Origin of the sequence: Sphingomonas abaci (genome assembly GCF_014199625.1) — a bacterium.
Classification (GTDB): Bacteria; Pseudomonadota; Alphaproteobacteria; order Sphingomonadales; family Sphingomonadaceae; genus Sphingomonas; species Sphingomonas abaci.
This window is the reverse complement of sequence record NZ_JACHNY010000004.1, coordinates 41,749-57,970: the sequence shown is the minus strand read 5'-3', so window position 1 is coordinate 57,970 and position 16,222 is coordinate 41,749. Positions and strand designations below refer to the sequence as shown.

General features: G+C 69.3%; 16 protein-coding genes. 11 read left to right on the top strand and 5 right to left on the bottom strand.

What is annotated here, in order from left to right; genetic code table 11:
* Window positions 1–4 precede the first annotated feature (4 nt).
* The 10 genes from GGQ96_RS10285 (at window position 5) to GGQ96_RS10240 (ending at window position 10,699) form a co-directional block, all read left to right on the top strand.
* A complete protein-coding gene (locus GGQ96_RS10285; protein WP_184114348.1) occupies window positions 5–3,220 on the top strand; it encodes an efflux RND transporter permease subunit in 3,216 nt (1,071 codons plus the stop codon).
* Between the two features lie 134 nt (window positions 3,221–3,354).
* Complete coding sequence (locus tag GGQ96_RS10280) at window positions 3,355–4,563, top strand: DUF445 domain-containing protein (RefSeq protein ID WP_184115050.1); 1,209 nt, start codon at window positions 3,355–3,357, stop codon at window positions 4,561–4,563.
* A 73-nt stretch (window positions 4,564–4,636) separates the two neighbouring features.
* Entirely contained in the window at window positions 4,637–5,731 is a 1,095-nt protein-coding gene (locus GGQ96_RS10275) for an ABC transporter permease (protein WP_184114347.1), read from the top strand.
* Window positions 5,731–6,645, top strand: coding sequence for an ABC transporter ATP-binding protein (locus tag GGQ96_RS10270; RefSeq protein ID WP_184114346.1), 915 nt, complete (start codon window positions 5,731–5,733; stop codon window positions 6,643–6,645). Before GGQ96_RS10275 ends, GGQ96_RS10270 begins: the two co-directional genes overlap by 1 nt.
* Complete coding sequence (locus GGQ96_RS10265) at window positions 6,645–7,607, top strand: MlaD family protein (protein ID WP_184114345.1); 963 nt, start codon at window positions 6,645–6,647, stop codon at window positions 7,605–7,607. Before GGQ96_RS10270 ends, GGQ96_RS10265 begins: the two co-directional genes overlap by 1 nt.
* Before the next feature lie 8 nt (window positions 7,608–7,615).
* Window positions 7,616–8,203, top strand: coding sequence for an ABC-type transport auxiliary lipoprotein family protein (locus tag GGQ96_RS10260; RefSeq protein WP_184114344.1), 588 nt, complete (start codon window positions 7,616–7,618; stop codon window positions 8,201–8,203).
* Window positions 8,204–8,505: 302 nt separating this feature from the next.
* Complete coding sequence (locus GGQ96_RS10255) at window positions 8,506–8,988, top strand: DUF4142 domain-containing protein (RefSeq protein ID WP_184114343.1); 483 nt, start codon at window positions 8,506–8,508, stop codon at window positions 8,986–8,988.
* 126 nt (window positions 8,989–9,114) lie between these two features.
* Complete coding sequence (locus GGQ96_RS10250) at window positions 9,115–10,113, top strand: ligase-associated DNA damage response exonuclease (RefSeq protein ID WP_184114341.1); 999 nt, start codon at window positions 9,115–9,117, stop codon at window positions 10,111–10,113.
* A gap of 56 nt (window positions 10,114–10,169) precedes the next feature.
* A complete protein-coding gene (locus tag GGQ96_RS10245) occupies window positions 10,170–10,439 on the top strand; it encodes a hypothetical protein (protein WP_184114339.1) in 270 nt (89 codons plus the stop codon).
* Window positions 10,436–10,699: a hypothetical protein gene (locus tag GGQ96_RS10240; protein WP_343059000.1), complete on the top strand. Its 264-nt coding sequence runs from the start codon at window positions 10,436–10,438 to the stop codon at window positions 10,697–10,699. The genes GGQ96_RS10245 and GGQ96_RS10240 overlap by 4 nt, the downstream gene beginning before the upstream one ends.
* 20 nt (window positions 10,700–10,719) lie before the next feature.
* On the opposite strand, the gene rpoN is transcribed toward GGQ96_RS10240, so the two are convergent.
* The 5 genes from rpoN to GGQ96_RS10215 form a co-directional block, all read right to left on the bottom strand.
* Complete coding sequence (gene rpoN / locus GGQ96_RS10235; protein ID WP_184114337.1) at window positions 10,720–12,201, bottom strand: RNA polymerase factor sigma-54; 1,482 nt, start codon at window positions 12,199–12,201, stop codon at window positions 10,720–10,722.
* Between the two features lie 39 nt (window positions 12,202–12,240).
* Window positions 12,241–13,023, bottom strand: coding sequence for an LPS export ABC transporter ATP-binding protein (gene lptB, locus GGQ96_RS10230; protein WP_184114335.1), 783 nt, complete (start codon window positions 13,021–13,023; stop codon window positions 12,241–12,243).
* Window positions 13,024–13,109: 86 nt separating this feature from the next.
* Window positions 13,110–13,682, bottom strand: a complete 573-nt coding sequence (locus GGQ96_RS10225; RefSeq protein WP_184114333.1) for an LptA/OstA family protein — start codon at window positions 13,680–13,682, stop codon at window positions 13,110–13,112.
* 5 nt (window positions 13,683–13,687) lie between these two features.
* Window positions 13,688–14,338, bottom strand: coding sequence for an LPS export ABC transporter periplasmic protein LptC (gene lptC / locus GGQ96_RS10220; RefSeq protein WP_184114331.1), 651 nt, complete (start codon window positions 14,336–14,338; stop codon window positions 13,688–13,690).
* Window positions 14,339–14,347: 9 nt separating this feature from the next.
* Window positions 14,348–14,968 (bottom strand): ribonuclease D, encoded by a 621-nt coding sequence (locus GGQ96_RS10215; protein ID WP_184114329.1) that lies wholly within the window; start codon window positions 14,966–14,968, stop codon window positions 14,348–14,350.
* 250 nt (window positions 14,969–15,218) lie between these two features.
* Here GGQ96_RS10215 and GGQ96_RS21665 point away from each other — a divergent pair, with 250 nt between their 5' ends.
* On the top strand, window positions 15,219–16,082 hold the full coding sequence (locus tag GGQ96_RS21665) for a cold-shock protein (RefSeq protein WP_184114327.1): 864 nt from the start codon (window positions 15,219–15,221) through the stop codon (window positions 16,080–16,082).
* Window positions 16,083–16,222 lie beyond the last annotated feature (140 nt).

Genomic DNA, 16,222 nt, shown 5'->3' with positions numbered 1-16,222 from the left:
CCCGATGAGCTTCCGCAACATCTCGGCCTGGGCGATCCGCAACCCGGTGCCGCCGATCGTCCTGTTCCTGGCGCTGACGCTGGCGGGCATCGTCAGCTTCATGCGGATGGACGTGAACAACGATCCGGACATCGACTTCCCCGTCGCGATCGTCACCATCAGCCAGCCGGGCGCCGCCCCGACCGAGCTGGAGACGCAGGTGACGCAACGCGTGGAGGCGGCGGTGCGCAGCCTGCAGGGCATCGACGAGATCAACTCGACGGTGACCGAGGGCCAGTCCCAGACGGTGATCCAGCTGGCGATCGGCACCCCGATCGACCGCGCGGTCAACGACGTGCGCGACGCCATCGCCCAAATCCGCGGCGACCTGCCCGAAGGAATCCTGGAGCCCCAGGTGTTCCGCGCCAACACCAGCGGCAACGACATCGCCAGCTTCGCTGCGATCACCAGCGACATGACCGTCGAGCAATTGTCCTGGTACATCGACAACACGGTGGCCAAGGAGCTGCTGTCGGTGCCCGGCATGGCCACGGTGAACCGCAATGGCGGCGTCAGCCGCGAGATCCGCGTCATCCTGGACCCGGTCAAGCTGCAGAGCCAGGGCCTGACCGCCAGCCAGGTCAACCAGCAACTCCGCCAGGTGAACCTGAACGCGGCGGGTGGGCGCGCCCAGATCGCCGGGTCCGAACAGTCGATCCGCGTGCTGGGCAATGCCCGCGACGCCAACGACCTGGCCGAGACCCAGATCGCGGTCGGCGGCGGCCGGACGGTGCGGCTGGGCGACATCGCCCAGGTCCGCGACCTCTATGCCGAACAGCGCAGCCGCGCGGCGGTGAACGGCCGCCAGGCGGTCAGCTTCGACTTCCAGCGCGCCAAGGGCGCGTCCGACGTCACCGTCTATCACGAGGCGGTCAAGAAGCTGGAGGCGCTGGAGAAGCGCAATCCCAAGGTGAAGTTCGTCCAGCGCTGGACCAGCACCGACTATACCGAGGAACAGTATAAGAGCGCGATCCATGCGATGGTCGAGGGCGCGATCCTAGCGGTCGTCGTCGTCTTCCTGTTCCTGCGCGACTGGCGCGCGACCTTCATCTCGGCGCTGGCCATCCCGCTGTCGGCGATCCCGACCTTCTGGGTCATGGACCTGCTCGGCTTCGACCTGAACAGCATGACGCTGCTCGCGCTCAGCCTGGTGGCGGGCGTGCTGGTCGACGACGCGATCGTCGAGATCGAGAACATCGTCCGGCACATGCGGATGGGCAAGAACGCCTATCAGGCGTCGATCGACGCGGCCGACGAGATCGGCCTGGCGGTGCTGGCGACGACGATGGCGATCGTCGCGGTGTTCCTGCCGGTCGGCCTGATGCCGGGCATCGCCGGGCAGTTCTTCAAGAATTTCGGCCTGACCGTGGTCGCGGCGGTGCTGATGAGCCTGGCGGTCGCGCGCTTGCTCACGCCGATGATCGCCGCCTATTTCCTCAAGTCCTTCGGCCATGCCAGCCATGGCGAGGGGCGGCTGATGGATTGGTACATGGCGGCGCTGCGCTGGACGCTGGATCGCGGTCGCAGCACCGCGTGGCGCGCGCAGGGCGGGGCGAAGCGCTGGCTGAGCCGGTTGCTGGACCACCGGGTCTGGGTGACGATGATCGGTGTCGCATCGTTCGTGATGACCCTGGCGATGTTCGGCATCCTGCCCTCCACGTTCCAGCCGACGCGCGACGAGGATGATTCGAGCGCGCAGGTCGAGATGGTCCCCGGCACCACGCTGGCCCAGACCGATGCGGTGGTCAGCCAGGTCGCCGATTTCCTGCGCCGCCAGCCGGAAGTCACCTCCGTCTACGCCCGCACCCGCGTCGGCAGCGGCAGCGTGACCGCGATCCTGTCCAAGGACCGCACGATCACCTCGACCGAGTTCGAGCGCAAGCTGGCGCCCGAACTGGCGAAGATCCCGGATGCGCGCGTTTCGTTCCGGTCGCAGTTCGGCTGGGGCTCCAGCGGTCGCGACCTGACGATCGTGCTGGGCGGCGACGATCCCGTGAAGCTGGGCGAGACCGCCAACCGCATCGTCGCGGAAATGTCGCGGCTGAAGACCGTCACCGCGCCGCGCGTGTCGGGCCAGATGCAGCGGCCCGAGATCGTGATCCGCCCGCGCATGGACCTGGCCGCCAATCTGGGCGTGACGACCCAGGCGCTGTCGAGCGCGATCCGCATCGCGACGCTGGGCGACATCGATCAGAATTCCGCGCGCTTCTCGCTGTCCGACCGGCAGATCCCGATCCGCGTCGCGCTCGACCAGTCGGCGCGCGCCAACCTGTCGACGATCCAGAACCTGCCGGTGGCGACCCAGAATGGCGGGTCGGTGCCGCTCAGCCTGGTCGCCGATATCGGCCTGGGCTCGGGTCCGACCAAGATCGATCGCGTCAACCAGCAGCGCCAGATCACGCTCGGCGCCGACCTGGCGCCGGGCGTGGTCAGCTCGGTGGCGATGAAGGAGGTCCATGCCCTGCCGACGATGCGGAACCTGCCGATCGGCGTGACGGAGTTGCAGCTCGGCCAGTCGAAATGGCAGGCGGAGATGATCCAGAACTTCATCGTCGCGGTGATCGCTGGCGTGTTCCTGGTCTTCGCGGTGCTGGTGCTGCTCTATCGCCGCGTGCTGCCGCCCTTCGTCAACCTGGGCTCGCTGATGCTGGCGCCGCTGGGCGGCCTGCTGGCGCTGTGGATCACCGGCCAGCCGATCTCGATGCCGGTCTATATCGGCCTGCTGATGCTGCTCGGCATCGTCGCCAAGAACTCGATCCTGTTGATCGATTTTGCGCTGGAGGAGATGGCCAAGGGCGTCGACACGATCAGCGCGATCCTGGACGCTGGGCACAAGCGCGCCCAGCCCATCGTGATGACCACGGTGGCGATGGTCGCGGGCATGGTGCCGACCGCCTTCTCGCTGTCGGGCGACGGATCCTTCCGCGCACCGATGGGCACGGTGGTGATCGGCGGGCTGGTGCTGTCGACGCTGCTGACGCTGCTGATCGTGCCGGCGATCTTCAGCCTGGCGGTGGGGGTGGAGCGGTGGGCCGGGCCGCGGCTCAGCCGCCGGCTGCTCACCTACCGCCCCGGCGACGATGGCAGCGACGTGGTCGGCATCGCCGGCCCGTCCGGCCCTCAGCTCGGCCACATGGCGGGCCGGATCGGCTATCAGGAGGGACCGCACGCGGCTGAATAGGCGTGAGCGCCCGCGGGAGCGGGTGGAAACGCCTGCCGGCGGATCGACATGAACCATCGCGCGCTTCGGGAATTGTTACGCCTGTGAAACTCGCGCGCACGTCCCTCGACCAAGTGCCGGCTGGGCTGGTGCGGATGCGGCTGGTCGCGACCGCGCTGCTGGTCGCGATGGCGGCGCTGTTTCTCTTCAGCCGGCTGCTGGATGGCGCGCATCCCGGCTGGGGGTTCGTCCGCGCCTTTGCCGAGGCGGCAATGGTCGGCGGGCTGGCGGACTGGTTCGCGGTGACCGCGCTGTTCCGTCATCCGCTCGGTCTGCCGATCCCCCACACCGCGATCGTGCCGCGCAACAAGGACCGGATCGGCGACCAGCTCGCGCACTTCCTGCGCGCCAATTTCCTGGTGCCGCGCGTGGTGGCGCGACGGATGCGCCGGGTGGATGTGGCCGCCGCCGCCGCGCGCTGGCTGACCGACCCGCCCGAGGGGGCGGGCGGCCGCTTCCGCCAGGGAGCCTCGCGGATGGTCGCGCAGGTGCTGGAGGCGATGGACCCGGCCAGGCTCGGCGGCATGATGAAGGCGGCGGTCGCCACCCGCATCCGCGAGATGGCGGTCGCTCCGATCCTGGGCCAGCTGCTGACCGCGATGATGGCGCAGGGGCGGCATCGGCCGTTGCTCGACTCCGGCGTGCGCTGGGCGTCGGGCGCCTTGCAGTCGAACGACGCGCTGATCCGCCAGATGGTGCACGAGCGCGCCGGCGCGGTGCTGCGCTGGACCGGGCTGGACGAGACGCTGGCCGACAAGCTGATCGCCGGTCTCGACAAGCTGCTCCAGGATATCGCCGACAATCCCGACCATCCGATGCGGCAGAAGGTGGAGGACGGGCTCGACCGGCTGGCCTGGGACCTGCAGCATGACCCCGTCACCCGCGCGCGGGTCGAGGCGGCGAAGGAGGAGCTGCTCGCCAATCCGGCGATGGCCCGCTGGCTCGACGGGCTCTGGGAGCAGGCGCGGGCCGCGCTGCTGCGTGTCGCCCGCGACCCGGAGGCGGCGATGAATGGCCAACTGGGCGAGATCCTGCGCCAGATCGGCGACACGCTGGTTCGCGACCGGGGGCTGGCGCTGCGGATCAACCGCTTCGTCCGGCGCGCGGCGGTGGGCGTGGCGCATGATTATGGCGACGGCATCGTCCGGCTGGTATCGGAGACGGTGCGGAGCTGGGATGCGGCCACCATCACCGGCCGGCTGGAGAATGCGGTGGGGCGCGACCTGCAATATATCCGGGTGAACGGCACGCTGGTCGGCGGCCTTGTTGGTCTGGGCATCCATGCCGTGGATGTGCTGTTGTGATCGACCCGCCGCTATTTGTCGTGATAACGGGACGGCTTGCCGCGACGCGTCATTTCGACCAAGGGTGCGTTTGATGAACGATGCCGCCCAGTTCCAGGACGATAACGGCACGGTCCGCTTCACCGGCGACCTGTCGTTGGCGCGAATCGGCGGCCTGACCGAGCGACTCGACCGGCTCGACCGGGTCCGGGCCGTCGATCTGAGCGGTGTCGAGCGGATCGATACGGTCGGCGCCTGGGTCGTTCACCGCTTCGCCGCCAAGCACGACGCGCCCGTTGAGGGCTTGAGCCCGGACGGCAAGCACCTGTTCGACCAGGTGGTGGAGGCCGACAAGCCGCTGGTGCCGCGCGCCTCGCAAGGCAGCGGTTTCCGCCGCGTGCTGGGTGAGGTGGGCGACGCGGTGGTGCAGTCGGGGCGGACCCTGCTCGGGCTGCTCGGCTTCCTCGGCTCGACCACGCTCGCCTTCGCCAGCGTGATCCGCCATCCGCGCCGGTTCCGCTTCAACGCGGTGGTGCACGAATTCGAGACGGTCGGCGTGTCCGCGCTGGCGATCGTCGGGCTGATGAGCTTCCTGATCGGCATCGTCATCGCGCAGCAGGGCGCGGTGCAGCTTCGCCAGTTCGGCGCGGAGGTGTTCACGATCAACCTGGTCGGCCGCCTCACCTTGCGCGAATTGGGCGTGCTGATGACCGCGATCATGGTCGCCGGCCGGTCCGGCTCCGCCTTCGCCGCGCAGATCGGAACGATGAAGCTGACCGAGGAGATCGACGCGATGCGCACGATCGGCGTGTCGCCGATGGAGGCGCTGGTGGTGCCGCGCACGCTGGCGGCGATCGTGCTGATGCCGCTGCTCGGTTTCTATTCGTCGCTGATCGCGATGATCGGCGGCGGCCTGCTGGCGGCGGTGTCGCTGGGCATCCCGCCGGTCACCTTCATCGCCCGCATTCGCGAGGTGGTGCCGATCACCGACCTGTATGTCGGGCTGATCAAGGCGCCCGTGTTCGGCGCGATCATCGCGCTGGCCGGCTGCTTCCAGGGCATGCAGGTCGAGGCGGACGCCGAGCAGGTCGGGCTCCGCACGACGTCGGCGGTGGTGCAGGGCATCTTCCTGGTCATCGTGCTCGACGCCTTCTTCGCGGTGTTCTTCACCTGGCTGGGCTGGGACTGATGCCGGTGCGCAGGGACGATATCCTGGTCGACGTGAAGGGGCTGCGCAACAGCTTCGGCGAGTCGGTGATCCACGACAAGCTCGACCTCCAGGTCCGGCGCGGCGAGATTCTGGGCGTGGTCGGTGGATCGGGCACCGGCAAGTCCGTGCTGATGCGCTCGATCATCGGCCTCCAGACCCCGGATGCGGGCGAGATCACCGTGTTCGGCGAGCCGACCATCGGTCGCGAGGAGACCGAGGCGGTCGCGATCCGCAAACGCTGGGGCGTGCTGTTCCAGGGCGGCGCGCTGTTCTCGACGCTGACCGTCGCGGAGAATGTGCAGGTCCCCTTGCGCGAATTCTACCGCGAACTGCCGCAATCGCTGCTCGACGAGATCGCCGCCTACAAGGTGGTGATGACCGGCCTGCCGCCCGAAGCCGGTCCGAAATACCCGGCCGAACTGTCGGGCGGCATGAAGAAGCGCGCCGGCCTGGCCCGCGCGCTGGCGCTCGACCCCGAATTGCTGTTCCTCGACGAGCCGACCGCCGGCCTCGACCCGATCGGCGCGGCGGCGTTCGATTCGCTGATCCAGTCGCTCCAGCGCACCCTGGGGCTGACCGTGTTCCTGATCACCCATGACCTGGATACGCTCTATGCGATCTGCGACCGGGTGGCGGTGCTGGCCGACAAGCGCGTGATCGCGGTCGGCACGATCGACGAGCTGAAGGCGACCGATCATCCCTGGATCCACGAATATTTCGAGGGGCCGCGCGGCCGGGCGGCGGCAACCGGGCAGGAGCGGCTCGATTTCGATCAGGAAACGGGCCGCCACCCGACCGAGGTGACGGCCGCGACCACCCACCAGGCGTCGCAGGGCGGCGACAGCGACAATACGGCGCGGGACAGCGATCCCGCCGGAACAAGGACAGTCTGATGGAAACCCGTTCGAACCACGTCCTGGTCGGCGCCGTCGTGCTGATCCTGCTGGCGATGCTGGCGCTGTTCACCGTGTGGATCGCGCGGCTGGGCGGTACGGCGGAGAAGGAATATGACATCTTCTTCCGCCAGTCGGTCGACGGGCTCGCGCGCGGGTCGCAGGTCACCTATTCGGGCGTGCCCTCGGGCCAGGTCAAGTCGATCGCCTTGTGGAAGAACGACCCGCAATATGTCCGCGTGCGGATCAGCGTGAACGACGACACGCCGGTGCTGGACGGCACCACCGCGACCGTGATCGGCAGCTTCACGGGCACCAGCACCGTGTCGCTCGACGGCGCGCGCAAGGGCGCACGGCCGATCACCTGCCCGGAGCCGCCCAACCCGAATGTCTGCCCTTACGGCGTGCCGGTCATCCCGACCAAGCAGGGCGGCATCGGCGCGATCCTGAACAGCGCGCCGCAGCTGCTGGAGCGGCTGTCGACGCTGACCGAGCGGCTGACCGGCCTCCTGACCGATCGCAACCAGGCGTCGATCGCCGGCATCCTCGACAACACCAACCGGCTGACCGACGCACTCGCCGATCGCGGGCCGGAGATCGCCGCGACGCTGGCGCAGACGCGGATCGCCATCCAGCAGGCGGGCGAGGCGTCGAAGCAGATCGGCGACCTGGCGCAAACCACCAACGGCCTGCTCGCCAACGACGTGCAGCCGACGATCCAGAACCTGAATGGCGCGATCGCCTCCGCGCAGCAATCGGCAGAGACGCTGAACGCTGCGGTCAACGATGCACGGCCAGGCCTGCAGGCCTTTTCGAAACAGACCATGCCGGAAGCGAATCGTCTGATCCGCGACCTGCGCACCACCGCCGCCGCCCTGTCCGCCGTGGCGGAGAAGGTCGACCAGCAGGGCGCCAGCTCGTTGATCGGCGCGCAGAAGCTGCCGGACTATAAGGGCAAGTGAGGATCGCCATGAACAGAGCCGCTCTCCTGATCTGCGCCGCGACGCTGCCCCTGGCCGGCTGCGTCAGCTTCGGGGCCAAGCCGCCCAAGTCGCTGCTGGTCCTGACCAGCGACGCGATGGTGCCGGTCGGGCAGGTGCGCGACTCGGCGACCGCGCGCACCATCGTCGTCGACGTGCCGGGCAGCGCCGCCGCGCTCGCCACCGCGCGCGTGCCGGTGGAGGTGACGCCGACCACGCTCGCCTATGTGAAGGAGGCGCAATGGTCCGAGCCGCCGGCGCGGCTGTTCGCGCGGCTGGTGTCGGACACGCTGGCGGCGCGCACCGGCCGGGTGGTGATCAGCCCGGTCCAGGCGGTGGGCGAGGCGAACGACCAGCTTGGTGGCACGCTGCGTCGTTTCGGTCTGGACGCGACCGCGCGCCAGGCGGTGGTCGCCTTCGACGCCACCCTGTCGCGCGCCGGGCAGAGCGGCACCGAGACCCGCCGGTTCGAGGCGCGCGTGCCGGTCGCCGCTATCGATGCCGACTCGGCCGGGCCGGCGCTGAACCAGGCGGCGAATCAGGTCGCGACTCAGATCGCGGACTGGGTGGGGCGCTGAGGGCCGGCGGCTTTGACCGCCACGGGAGCGCGGTCAGCATCGACCTGGCTCCCCGCCCCGGCAAAGGCGATGGGAGATCAACCATCGGCCTATCCGACGATCCAGCTTCGGCCGGGATGGTGCATGGCCGCGACGCTTGCTTCTCCTTCGTACGGCTTGAAAAGCGGACCGATTGCCCGGTCCTGGAAAGCGATTGATCGCGATCAACTCCCTCAGTTGTCTGGCGAAATCCTGCGTGCCGTCGGGAACGTCCCGCCAGTTGGGACGCTTGGGCGAGGAGTAGGGCCAACAGGAGAGCCATGATGATCCGATCCCTCACGCTTGCCGCCATCGTCGCGCTGACCCCCGCCGCGGTATCGGCGCAGGCGGTGTCGCCAACCACCTATGTCACCAAGGCCGGGGCGAGCGACCTTTACGAGAAGACGTCCAGCCAGCTCGTGTTGGCGACCAGCAAGAACACGAAGCTGCGCGACTTCGCGCAGATGATGATTCGCGATCACACCAAGAGCACCGCCGACGTGAAGGCCGCCGCCGCCAAGGCCGGCGTCACCGTGCCGCCGCCCAAGCTCGACGCGATGGGCGCGCGCGACGTCGCCGCGCTCCGTGCCGCCAAGGGCACGGCGCGCGACTCGCTCTACGTGACCCAGCAGAAGGCGGCGCATCAGCGCGCGCTGACGCTGCATCAGGGCTATGCCGCCAACGGCACGTCCGCGCCGCTGAAGATGGTCGCTGGCCAGATCGCGCCGGTGGTGCAGACGCATCTGGGTGAGCTGCAGGCCATGTGACGGCGGGGCGCGGGGAACCCAATCCCGCGCCCGCCCGTTCCCCGGTTCGGCTCCGCGTCGTTTCCCCCCTTTCCGGCGCGGGGCCGAAAACCGGACACTCCCCTCGATCCCAAACGTTGAGACGTGATGGCGAAGCTCGGCGACTGGATCGAACCACACCCCAACGGCATCCTTGTCAAACCGGCCGATGCCTGGATCGACCCCTCGGAGCCTGCGGCGCAGGCCTTGGTCACCCATGGCCATGCCGATCATGCGCGCGGCGGCCACGGCCGGGTCTGGGCGACGCCCGAGACGCTGGCGATCATGGCCGCGCGCTACGGCCCGCAGAACGGCGCACCGGTCGCCTATGGCGAGACGATCCGGATGGGCGAGGTGGCGGTCGGCTTCGTTCCCGCCGGCCATGTGCTGGGTTCCGCGCAGATCGTGCTCGATTTCCGGGGCGAGCGGGTCGTGGTGTCGGGCGACTACAAGCGGCGGCCCAATCCGACCTGCACGCCCTTCGAACCGGTGCCCTGCGACGTGTTCGTGACCGAGGCGACCTTCGCGCTGCCGGTGTTCCGCCATCCCGATACCGGTGACGAGATCGACAAGCTGCTGGCGCGGCTCCACGCCAATCCCGATCGCTGCGTGCTGGTCGGCGCCTATGCGCTGGGCAAGGCGCAGCGGGTGATCGCGGAACTGCGCGCGCGCGGGCATGCGGCGCCGATCTACATCCACGGCGCCCTGGCGCGGTTGTGCGACCTCTATGCCGAGCATGGTGTCGATCTGGGCACGTTGATCCCGGTCGCGGGCGTCGCCAAGACGGCGATGGCCGGCCATGTCGTGATGTGCCCACCCGGCGCGCTGAACGATCGCTGGTCGCGGCGTCTGCCCGATCCGATCACCGCGATGGCGAGCGGCTGGATGCGGGTGCGCCAGCGCGCCCGGCAGAAGAATGTCGAGCTGCCGCTGATCCTGTCCGACCATGCCGACTGGGACGAGCTGACCCAGACGCTGACCGAGATCGCGCCCAAGGAGGTGTGGGTGACGCACGGCCGCGAGGATGCGCTGGTCCACTGGTGCATGACCCGCCAGATCCGCGCCCGCGCGCTGGCGCTGGTGGGCTTCGAGGATGAGGACGACTGACCCGGAACTGCGCCGTCGCCCGCGCGGTTCAGGGAGCATATTCAAGGAGAAGCAGGATGGCCGCAGACCAGCTGAGCATCGATACCGCCACCCTATTCGACAATGTCGACGAACGCCGCGTCGAGTTCGCCGCCGAGATCGGCGGCGAGCGCCATGCCTTCGCGGTTCTCTATGATACGCTTCGCGCCCTGACCGGCATCAATCCGGTGACGGAGCCGGTCGCGACGCTGCACGGCGTCGCCGATCGCGTCGCGGCGGCGGGTGCGAAGGCGCTGGCCCGCGATCCCGACCAGGTGATGGTGGTGATCAGCGAGAACGACCTGTGACGATCGACTGGCGGATGAGCGCGGCGCTGGAGAATGTGCCGCGTGGCGGCAACGACGTGGCCGAGGTCACCAGCCTGGCCGGCGCGGTGCGCGCCTGGTGGGAGCTGGACGCCGAGCATCGCGCGCAGGCGGTGCTGACCACCGATCATCCCGTGCAGTTCGACGAGGCCGGCGAGGCGGTCCGGTCCTTCGCCGGCGACGCGATTCATGCGCTGGCGGACCGGCTGGAACAGGATCGGGGCCTGACCGGGTCCGTGTGACGGAGCCGGCGCCAGTCGGGTCAGCCGCCGCCTAGCGCCCGGGCGCGGCGGCGCTGCACCGAGCTGCCGATCCCCATCGCCTCGCGATATTTGGCGACGGTGCGCCGGGCGATGTCGAAGCCCTTGGCCTGCAGCCGCTCGACCAGCGTGTCGTCGGACAGGATCGTGTCGCCCTCGCCGGCGATCAGGGCTTTCAGCGCGCTCTTCACCGCCTCGGCCGACACCGCGTCGCCGCCGTCCGCCGCCTGGATCGCCGAGGTGAAGAAATACTTCAGCTCGAACTGTCCGCGCGCGCAGGACAGATATTTGTTGCTGGTGACGCGGCTGACGGTCGACTCGTGCATCCCGATCGCCTCGGCGACGCGCGCCAAGGTCAAGGGTTTGAGATGCGCGACGCCGTGGCGGAAGAAACCCTCCTGCTGCTTCACGATCTCCTGCGCGACCTTCATGATCGTGCGTTGCCGCTGGTCCAGCGCCTTGACCAGCCAGTTGGCGCTGGCCAGGCAGTCGGACAGCCAGGCCTTGGACGCCTTGTCCTGACCGGTGCGCGACAATTCGCTGTAATAGCGGCGGTTGACCAGCACGCGGGGCAGGGTGGCGCTGTTGATTTCAATGCCGAAGCCGCCGCGCACCGGCACCACGAACAGGTCGGGCGTCACCGCCGGCGCGGGTTCGCCGCCATAGCGGCAGCCGGGCTTGGGGTCATAGGCACGCAGTTCGCGGACCATGTCGGCCATGTCCTCGTCGTCGACGCCGCAGATTCGCTTCAGCCGCGCCAGCTCGCCGCGCGCCAGCAGGTCGAGATGCTCGATCAGCCGCGCCATGCACGGGTCGTAACGGTCCGCCTCGCGTGCCTGCAGCGCCAGGCACTCGGCCAGGTCGCGCGCCCCGACGCCGGTGGGGTCGAAGGTCTGAACGATCGCCAGCACCCGCTCGACCCGGATCAGCGGCACCGCCAGCCGGTTGGCGAGGTCGAGCAGCGGCACGGTGAGATAGCCCGCCTCGTCGATCTGGTCGATCAGGTGCTGGGCGATGAAGGCGTCCGCCGCCGGCACCGCCAGCGCCGCCTGGGCGAGCAGATGATCGGCCAGGCTGGGCGCGCCCTCCGCCAGCATGTCGAGGTCGGGGCCGTCCTCCGCGCCCGCGCCGCCGCTGCCCGTGCCCCCCGACAGCGACAGGCCGCCATCGGCCGGGCCGCCGCCGTCAGCCGCTGAATCCTGCTGGTGGCTCTCGGTCGCGTAATCCACGTCGAGCGGGTCGGCGGCGGCCGCGCCGGTCACCAGCGCATCGGCGCCCGCCGGCTCCTCCGTCTCGGGCCGCTCGGGCCGGACCACTTCCTGGGTCGCGGTGGCGTCGAGCAGCGGGTTCTTCTCCACCTCCTCGGCGATGAAGGTCTCGATCTCCAGATTGGACAGCGCGAGCAGCTTGATCGCCTGCTGCAATTGCGGCGTCATCACCAGCGACTGCGACTGGCGAAGGTCGAGACGCGGCGCGAGGCTCATCCGGGCAGGCCCTGGCGGAAGGGGAGGGCGGCCATGATGCTAGAGCGAGAAGCCCTCGCCCAGGTACAGGCGGCGGACATTGGCGTCCGCGACCAGTTCGGCGGGCGAGCCGGAGAAGAGCACGCGCCCGTCATAGATGATATAGGCGCGGTCGACGATATCGAGCGTCTCGCGAACATTATGGTCGGTGATCAGCACGCCGATGTCGCGTCGCTTCAAATCCTTCACCAGGTCGCGGATGTCGGCGATCGAGATCGGGTCGATGCCGGCAAAGGGTTCGTCGAGCAGCATGATCGACGGGTCCGCCGCCAGCGCGCGGGCGATCTCCGCACGCCGCCGCTCGCCGCCCGACAGCGCCATGGCCGGCGAGGCGCGCAGCCGGGTCAGGCCGAATTCCTCCAGCAGCCGGTCGAGCTTCACCTGGCGCTGCGCCGCATCCGGCTCCGACAGCTCCAGCACCGCCAGGATATTCTTCTCGATCGACAGACCGCGGAAGATCGAGGTCTCCTGCGGCAGATAGCCCAGGCCCAGGATCGCGCGGCGATACATGGGCAAGCCGGTGATGTCCTCGTTGTCCAGCAGGATGCGGCCCGAATCGGGCTTCACCAGCCCCATCACCGAATAGAAGCAGGTGGTCTTGCCCGCGCCGTTGGGACCGAGCAGGCCGATCACCTCGCCGCGCCCGACCGACACCGACACGTCGGTCAACACCGTGCGCTTGTCATAGGATTTGGCGATCGACACGACCTGCAGGCCGCGCGCGACCGGCGGCTCGGCGATCGGCGCGACCGTGTCCGACGGGGAGAGGATGGTGGAATCCATCGCGCTTAGGGCCTCACGAGCTTCGACAGGGGACCGACAGGGCCTTCCGCTTGCACGTTTTTGCCGCGCACGGAAAGCCCCGCGGCCTAATTGCGCTTGGGCACCGAGAAGGTGCCGGTGACGCGGCCGCCGGTCTGGGTCGTGCCGCCGGTGACGCCGCTGCCCGCGCCGCTGCCGGAGCCGCCGCCTGCGACCGACGATCCGTCGATCACCGCGCGGCCGGTATCCAGGTTGATCGTCAGCCGGCCGCCATTCACCGTGTTGCCGCCGCCCTGGGTCAGCGACACGCCGCCGATCATCGTGATGACGCGGCGGTTGAGGTCGTAGATCGCATATTGGCTGCGCGCCGTCTGGTCCGGCCGGCGGACGGTGACGCCGCCCGACGCGTCGAGCCGCGAGACCTGCGGATTGCCGCCGACCACCTGGCCCGTATAGGTCACCGTCATCCGCGCCGCGGTCAGCGTCATCTCCGCCTGCTTGACGACGACATTGCCCGACAGGACGGCGCGGTTGGCCTTGTCCTGCAACTGGATCTGGTCCGCGCCGAAATCGATCGGCGCATTGCTGTTGTGGCGCTGCTGCGCGTCCGCCGGGGCCGCCGCGAGCATCGGGGTGGCGAGAATCGCGAGAGCGGGCATCAGCGGCTTGAAATTGCGCATCGGCGCTATTTCGCCCCTCGCGGCACGATCCGCAAGCGGGCGTTGCCATTCAATGTGACCGTGCGGCTGTCGAGATCCGCGCTGAGCCGATCGGCGCTGAACCGGCCCTGCGGCACGGTGCCCGTTACCGGTCCGGCGCTCTGCATCGTCCGCGTGGTCAGGTCGATGGTGGCGTTGCTGGTGTCCATCTTGTAGCCGCCCGCCGCATTGAAGGCGATCGGCCCGTCGATCGCGACCTTCTGCGAATCCATGTTGTAATGGCCACGCTGGCCGACGATCTCCGCCGGCCCCTCGGGCAGTTGCAGGCTGGCCTCCAGCGCGCGGAGCTGGACGATCGGCTCGCTGGAACTGCGCTGGATCGCCGAGCCGGCGGTCAGCTCGAACGCCTGGCCCTTGTCGTCCTGGCCGCGATACTGCGCGCGCTGGATCTTCAGCCGCTCGCGCGCGACTTCGACCTTGTTCTTGTCGAGCACGAAGGACACGTCGCCGCTGGCGGTCAGCGGCGCCATCACCAGGAAGGCGGACAGCACGCCGATCGCGGTCGGAAGCACGACCCGCGCCACCGCCACCACCCGGTCGTGGCGGGATCCGGGCGCGGCCCAGCGCTGGCGGGCGCTCCGCTCGCGCTCGCCCGCCGGGCGGCCGATCTCCGGCATCAGGCGGCCTCACGCATGGGCGAAGATGTCCTGTTCGGGCCAGCCCGCCAGGTCGAGCGCGGCGCGGCTGGGCAGGAAGTCGAAACAGGCCTGGGCGATCGCGGTGCGGCCCTCGCGCGCCAGCCGCCGCTCCAGCTCCGCGCGCAGCCGGTGCAGGTAGCGCACGTCGGACGCGGCATATTCCTTCTGCGCGTCGGACAGGTCGGGGCCGCCCCAGTCGGACGATTGCTGCGCCTTGGACAGGTCCTGGCCCAGCAGCTCGCGCACCAGTTCCTTCAGGCCGTGCCGGTCGGTATAGGTGCGGATCAGCCGCGACGCGATCTTGGTGTCCCAGGCGGGGGCCGCGACCACGCCGAGATAATGCTGGATCGCGGCGATGTCGAACCGGCCGTAATGATAGAGTTTGGTGATCGCGCGATCGGCCAACAGCGCCTTGAGATTGGGCGCGGCATAGTCGCTGTCGGGCGCGAATCGGACGAGATGCTCGTCCGCGCCGCCATCGGACAGTTGCACCACGCACAACCGGTCGCGCGGCGTGATCAGGCCCATCGTCTCGGTATCGACTGCGATGCTGGACGCCCCGGCGAACAGGCCGGCGGGGATGTCCTCTTCATGAAAATGCACGGTCATCCCCAGGGCCGTAGCCGCTGGCGCGCGCCCGCTCAAGCGCGCTGGGCGCGCGGCGACCCGTCGCAGCCACGCCCCTCTTCGCCGCCGAAGACGCACCGTGGTGAAAATTTCATTCGCAGGGCTTGATGGAATCGGCTATGCGCAAGAGTAGGCGCAAACTATTTCGCGCCTTGAAGACCTCGGCACCTCGTCCGGCGCTCGGGTTCTTGAGGATGCAGTGACGGGCGAACCGGGAAGACGAACAGGGCTTATGGGTTTCGATAAAGGTGGCCGCGGCAATCGTGGCGGACGTGGGCGCGACAAGCGCGATGGCTTCGGCGGCGATGACAATTTCGGCGGCGGCGGCTTCGGCGGTGGCGACTTCGGCGGTGGTTTCGGTGGCGGCGGCTTCGGCGGCGGTGACCGGTTCGGCGGCGGTGGCGGCGGCTTCGGCGGCGGTCGTGGCGGCGGCGGCTTCGGTGGCGACCGCGGCGGCTTCGGCGGCGGCGGCGGTGGCGGCTTCCGTGGCGGCGGTGGTGGCGGCGGCTTCGGCGGCGGCCGCGGCATGCCCCCGCAGGTCGTCGGCGAGGGCACCGGCGTGGTCAAGTTCTTCAACGCGCAGAAGGGCTTCGGCTTCGTGGTCCGTGACGACGGCGGCGAGGACGTGTTCGTCCACATCTCGGCGGTCGAGCAGGCCGGCCTGAGCGCCCTGGCCGAGGGTCAGCCGCTCGGCTTCACGCTGGTCGATCGCGGCGGCCGCATCTCGGCGACCGAGCTGAAGATCGACGGCGAGCCGATGCCGGTGACCGAGCGTGCTCCGCGCGAGCCGCGCGAGGGTGGCTTCGGCGACCGTGGCCCGCGTGCGGGTGGCAACGATCGTGGCGGCGGCTTCGGTGGCGCGCCGCAGCGCCAGCTGACCGGCGAGAAGGCGACGGGCACCGTCAAGTTCTTCAACGCCATGAAGGGCTTCGGCTTCATCCAGCGCGACGACGGCCAGCCGGACGCGTTCGTCCACATCTCGGCGGTCGAGCGTGCGGGCATGAGCTCGCTGAACGAGGGTGATCGCCTGCAGTTCGAGCTCGAAGTGGACCGTCGCGGCAAGTACGCCGCCGTCAACCTGCAGCAGGGCAGCTGATCCGCCCCACCCGACCAGGGTGGAGCATCGCGACGGCCCGTCCGGTTTCGACCGGGCGGGCCGTTGTGCGTTGGGGCAGGTGACCATGACGCTGCCAAGATGACGTCACAATCCCCAGGGCTTATCGGCGAGGGGGGATC

Coding starts and splice junctions, on each gene's coding strand:
- GGQ96_RS10285 (WP_184114348.1), top strand. CDS start 5: ATGAGCTTCCGCAACATCTCGGCCTGGGCGATCCGCAACCCGGTGCCG.
- GGQ96_RS10280 (WP_184115050.1), top strand. CDS start 3,355: ATGCGGCTGGTCGCGACCGCGCTGCTGGTCGCGATGGCGGCGCTGTTT.
- GGQ96_RS10275 (WP_184114347.1), top strand. CDS start 4,637: ATGAACGATGCCGCCCAGTTCCAGGACGATAACGGCACGGTCCGCTTC.
- GGQ96_RS10270 (WP_184114346.1), top strand. CDS start 5,731: ATGCCGGTGCGCAGGGACGATATCCTGGTCGACGTGAAGGGGCTGCGC.
- GGQ96_RS10265 (WP_184114345.1), top strand. CDS start 6,645: ATGGAAACCCGTTCGAACCACGTCCTGGTCGGCGCCGTCGTGCTGATC.
- GGQ96_RS10260 (WP_184114344.1), top strand. CDS start 7,616: ATGAACAGAGCCGCTCTCCTGATCTGCGCCGCGACGCTGCCCCTGGCC.
- GGQ96_RS10255 (WP_184114343.1), top strand. CDS start 8,506: ATGATCCGATCCCTCACGCTTGCCGCCATCGTCGCGCTGACCCCCGCC.
- GGQ96_RS10250 (WP_184114341.1), top strand. CDS start 9,115: ATGGCGAAGCTCGGCGACTGGATCGAACCACACCCCAACGGCATCCTT.
- GGQ96_RS10245 (WP_184114339.1), top strand. CDS start 10,170: ATGGCCGCAGACCAGCTGAGCATCGATACCGCCACCCTATTCGACAAT.
- rpoN (WP_184114337.1), bottom strand. CDS start 12,201: ATGAGCCTCGCGCCGCGTCTCGACCTTCGCCAGTCGCAGTCGCTGGTG.
- lptB (WP_184114335.1), bottom strand. CDS start 13,023: ATGGATTCCACCATCCTCTCCCCGTCGGACACGGTCGCGCCGATCGCC.
- GGQ96_RS10225 (WP_184114333.1), bottom strand. CDS start 13,682: ATGCGCAATTTCAAGCCGCTGATGCCCGCTCTCGCGATTCTCGCCACC.
- lptC (WP_184114331.1), bottom strand. CDS start 14,338: ATGCCGGAGATCGGCCGCCCGGCGGGCGAGCGCGAGCGGAGCGCCCGC.
- GGQ96_RS10215 (WP_184114329.1), bottom strand. CDS start 14,968: ATGACCGTGCATTTTCATGAAGAGGACATCCCCGCCGGCCTGTTCGCC.
- GGQ96_RS21665 (WP_184114327.1), top strand. CDS start 15,219: ATGGGTTTCGATAAAGGTGGCCGCGGCAATCGTGGCGGACGTGGGCGC.